This window comes from uncultured Clostridium sp. (genome assembly GCF_947072515.1).
Taxonomy (GTDB): Bacteria; Bacillota; Clostridia; order Clostridiales; family Clostridiaceae; genus Clostridium.
In genome coordinates this window covers 1-4,105 of sequence record NZ_CAMTIG010000117.1, presented here as the reverse complement: position 1 = coordinate 4,105, position 4,105 = coordinate 1, and the positions used below count along the sequence as shown (strand labels likewise).

At 28.0% G+C, this 4,105-nt stretch carries 5 protein-coding genes and 2 pseudogenes; all 7 read right to left on the bottom strand.

Features of this window, described 5'->3' with window-relative positions; all coding sequences use genetic code 11:
- Positions 1-213 (bottom strand): rubredoxin-like domain-containing protein (locus Q0W06_RS19390; protein ID WP_366516805.1); only part of this gene is annotated, 213 nt, incomplete at its 3' end.
- Between the two features lie 314 nt (positions 214-527).
- Positions 528-878 (bottom strand): DUF2752 domain-containing protein, encoded by a 351-nt coding sequence (locus Q0W06_RS19385; RefSeq protein ID WP_297639766.1) that lies wholly within the window; start codon positions 876-878, stop codon positions 528-530.
- Positions 865-1,284: an NINE protein gene (locus tag Q0W06_RS19380; protein ID WP_297639763.1), complete on the bottom strand. Its 420-nt coding sequence runs from the start codon at positions 1,282-1,284 to the stop codon at positions 865-867. Before Q0W06_RS19380 ends, Q0W06_RS19385 begins: the two co-directional genes overlap by 14 nt.
- Before the next feature lie 138 nt (positions 1,285-1,422).
- Positions 1,423-1,578, bottom strand: a pseudogene (locus tag Q0W06_RS19375) (ATP-binding protein); the annotation flags it as partial.
- Positions 1,579-1,968: 390 nt separating this feature from the next.
- On the bottom strand, positions 1,969-3,234 hold the full coding sequence (locus tag Q0W06_RS19365; RefSeq protein WP_297639760.1) for a HAMP domain-containing sensor histidine kinase: 1,266 nt from the start codon (positions 3,232-3,234) through the stop codon (positions 1,969-1,971).
- Positions 3,227-3,910, bottom strand: coding sequence for a response regulator transcription factor (locus Q0W06_RS19360; protein WP_297639757.1), 684 nt, complete (start codon positions 3,908-3,910; stop codon positions 3,227-3,229). The genes Q0W06_RS19365 and Q0W06_RS19360 overlap by 8 nt, the downstream gene beginning before the upstream one ends.
- Positions 3,910-4,105: pseudogene (locus Q0W06_RS19355) on the bottom strand (ubiquitin); the annotation flags it as partial. The gene Q0W06_RS19360 and the pseudogene Q0W06_RS19355, both read right to left, overlap by 1 nt.

Here is a 4,105-nt window from a genome sequence, read left to right as displayed (position 1 = left end):
TTCAGTACATTCTCCCATGAAGTTAGCTCTTAATCCTTCGATTATTCTTTCGTCTACACCTTGTGCTACACCGATTCTGTGTTCGTCAGCCCAAGCCATTTCTCCTGTTTGTTCGTTGAATTTATCAGCTCCAACTCCACATACTGGACATTTTTCTGGTGCCATTTCTCCTTCATGAACGTATCCACATACTGTACAAATAAATTTTTTCATAATAATTTCCTCCTCTAATTTACACACACATTTTTTATTTATTTCTCTAAACTTTTAAAAATCAATTTAACTTTTAAAAATTTAGTTTTAATTCTTTTTTTGTGTACCTCCTCGGTACATTTATTATTATATAATAACAATTATCCATTGTAAACACTTTTTTTAAATTTTTTTATTTTTTTATTTCTCCTCTTTTCTTTCCAAAATAGATTATATTATAATTGGATAATTTTGTAAATTATTTTTTTATATAAAATAGAAAGAGATCATTCAAAATGATCTCAAACTCCCCTATATATTAGAACCTACTATATTTAATTTTTACGTGGTAAACATAATAATATATATTTTTCTAAAATACTTTTTTCTCTAACTTCTATACTACTTTTTATAGCATGAAATAATTCGTACATATATATACTAATAAATAATGGTCCTAATATGACTATCATTTTATTATAATTTATTGCTTCTAAAACATTTAATCTTGATAAATTAAAAAACGCTCTACTGAATCCACAGCCCAGACATTTTATTTCAAAAATATTATTAAGCATACAAAAACTTCGAGACTCAACATATTCTAATGATATTGAATATAAAAGTATTATTCCTATAATAAGTATTAATACTTTACATTTATACCACCACTTAATTCCATTCACTTAAAATATTGCCCTCTGAATCAGTAAATTTATCTGTACAAATAAACACTATATCTATTATTTCTAATACTCCTGCAATAATAGTCGTTACTCCACAAGTTAGAAATCCACTTAATGTTAATGCTATATATAACATAGCTTTTCCCGCTCTTCCTACATAAAATAAATGAGCTCCAAATCCCCCCAAAAATAAAGCTAATAATAATGCAGGTGTTTTCTTTTTATCTCCATTCCCAACCTTTTTAAATTCTACTCCGCAGTTTAAACATACTTCTTGATTTGGATTTACTCTTTCCGTTCCACAAGCCTGACAGAATTTATTTCCATTTTCTTTCTTTACCCCACAACTGGTACAAAACTTTGACTCATCATTACTAAGTTCCGCCCCACATTCTTTACAATACATAATATTTCCCCCTTTTAATTTCTCATTATTACCTTATTAAATATATTTAAATATTCCTTCTTATATTCAACTTAAAATAGAATATTGCATTTGTTAAAATTTAAATTCAAAAAAAATAGACATAATAATTTATTATGTCTATGATTCCTTATCTATGTTTTGTGGTAAATAAACCGTTATTCTTGTTCCTATCTCTTTTCTACTTAAAACTCCAAAGTAACCTTTATGATTATCAATAATCCATTTAGCTATAGAAAGTCCCAGTCCTGTTCCACCATCTTTACGTGCTCTTGCTACATAAAATAAATGAGCTCCAAATCCCCCCAAAAATAAAGCTAATAATAATGCAGGTGTTTTCTTTTTATCTCCATTCCCAACCTTTTTAAATTCTACTCCGCAGTTTAAACATACTTCTTGATTTGGATTTACTCTTTCCGTTCCACAAGCCTGACAGAATTTATTTCCATTTTCTTTCTTTACCCCACAACTGGTACAAAACTTTGACTCATCATTACTAAGTTCCGCCCCACATTCTTTACAATACATAATATTTCCCCCTTTTAATTTCTCATTATTACCTTATTAAATATATTTAAATATTCCTTCTTATATTCAACTTAAAATAGAATATTGCATTTGTTAAAATTTAAATTCAAAAAAAATAGACATAATAATTTATTATGTCTATGATTCCTTATCTATGTTTTGTGGTAAATAAACCGTTATTCTTGTTCCTATCTCTTTTCTACTTAAAACTCCAAAGTAACCTTTATGATTATCAATAATCCATTTAGCTATAGAAAGTCCCAGTCCTGTTCCACCATCTTTACGTGCTCTTGCTGTATCAGCTCTAAAGAATCTTTCAAATATATGTGGTAAGTCTTCTGCATCCATTCCTATTCCATTATCCTGGACTGAAAAATAAGGTTCTCCCTTTTCATTTTTTCCTGTTTTAAGTATTATTTCTTCATTATCATCTGTATATCTAGCTGCATTTTCAATTAATATTCTAGCTGTCTGTTTAAGAAGTCCCATATCTCCATTAATATTAATATCTTCTGATATATCATATCTATAAATATGCTTTTTATCTATCATTTTAGATTCTTCTAAAACTTCATTCATCATATCATTAAGTGAAAACTCTGTAATAGTGAGTCCCATTTTCCCATTAATACCTCTAGCTAAGAATAACAACTGCTCAACTAAGTTTTTCATGTTTTCCGATTCACTTTTTATTGCAGTAATAGATTCATCTAATATACTTTCATCATTTTTTCCCCAACGATCCAGCATATTTGCATATCCTTGAATTACCGAAATAGGAGTTCTAAGTTCATGAGATGCATCTGACACAAATCTTGCTTGTTGCCTATATGCTTCTCTCATTCTATCTAAAAGATTATTAATAGCCTCTTCTAATCCTTTAAGTTCACTATCTCCTATATAAACTCTTTCATTTGATGTTACTGTTTCAATTTTAGAAATAGCTTCTTCTAAACTATGAAATTTCTCTTCATTTATAGCCATTTCACTTAGCCTATTTGCAGTTTCTACTATTTCATTAAGTGGCTTTAACACTTTTCTCGCTCTTGCAGTTCCAAATAAAATTTGCTTTATTAAATATAATATTTCAATTATGCTTAAAGCTATTATAATTATTCTAACGTTGTATAAAAATGAACTAGCATTCTCTACTAAAGTTTTCCCATCAGGCCAAACAACAATATATTTAGCATCTTGTATTGGATAAAAATCAAAGCTTCTTTTTGCATTTTGCACTAAGCTACCATAAAAATCTTTTTCACTTTTGATACACCAAAGTACTATTAAAATAGCCATTAAGCATATATTTAGGAAAAGAAATTTAAAAAATAAATCTCTAACATACATAGAGTTAAGCTTTATTGCAATAGATGTTACATTTTTATTTTTCTTCTTCTTACTCATCTTTAATTACATATCCTACACCACGAACTGTCGTGATTATTTTGACTTTAAAGACATCATCTATTTTAGTTCTCAAATATCTTATATATACATCTATTACATTAGTTTCCCCAACATATTCATAACCGCATACCTTTTCCATAAGAACATCTCTAGTTAAAACAATATTTTTATTTTCTAATAAAACTTGAAGTAATACAAACTCTCTATTAGTTAATTCAATCTCTTTATCTCCATAAGTGACTTTATGCCTTAATTTATCTAATGATAATAAACCACATTTTAATATATCTTCATTTTCTTCTTTAGATATAACTACTCTTTTCTTTAAAGCTGTTCTTATTCTTGCAAGTAATTCTTCTATAGCAAAAGGCTTTGTTATATAATCATCTGCGCCTGCATCAAGCCCTGACACCTTGTCCATAACAGCATCTCTTGCAGTAAGCATTATTACCGGTATTTCTGATGTTTTTCTAAGCCTTCTTAAAACTTCTAATCCATTAAGTTCTGGAAGCATTACATCTAGAATAATTAAATCAACTTCACCTTTTTCTGCAATCTCAAGTCCAACCCTTCCATTGTCAGCTTTTATTATGTTATACCCTTCATGCATAAGCTCTAACTCTAAAAATCTTGCTATATTTTTTTCATCTTCAACAATTAAAATACTTACCATTACTTAAACTCCTTTTTAACCTTTTCTTTTATAATTCTTACATACTTAGTTATCTCATTAAAAATTTCATTTGTTTTATTAACTTTATCTTTATCAACATTTTTAGCACTTATTGAAAATTCTAAGTCAAAAAATAATCCAACTATTACGGCAGGAATGAATAACCAGAATCCAAAAAACATAAGAACTATAAGT

Coding starts and splice junctions, on each gene's coding strand:
- Q0W06_RS19360 (WP_297639757.1), bottom strand. CDS start 3,910: ATGGTAAGTATTTTAATTGTTGAAGATGAAAAAAATATAGCAAGATTT.
- Q0W06_RS19365 (WP_297639760.1), bottom strand. CDS start 3,234: ATGAGTAAGAAGAAGAAAAATAAAAATGTAACATCTATTGCAATAAAG.
- Q0W06_RS19380 (WP_297639763.1), bottom strand. CDS start 1,284: ATGTATTGTAAAGAATGTGGGGCGGAACTTAGTAATGATGAGTCAAAG.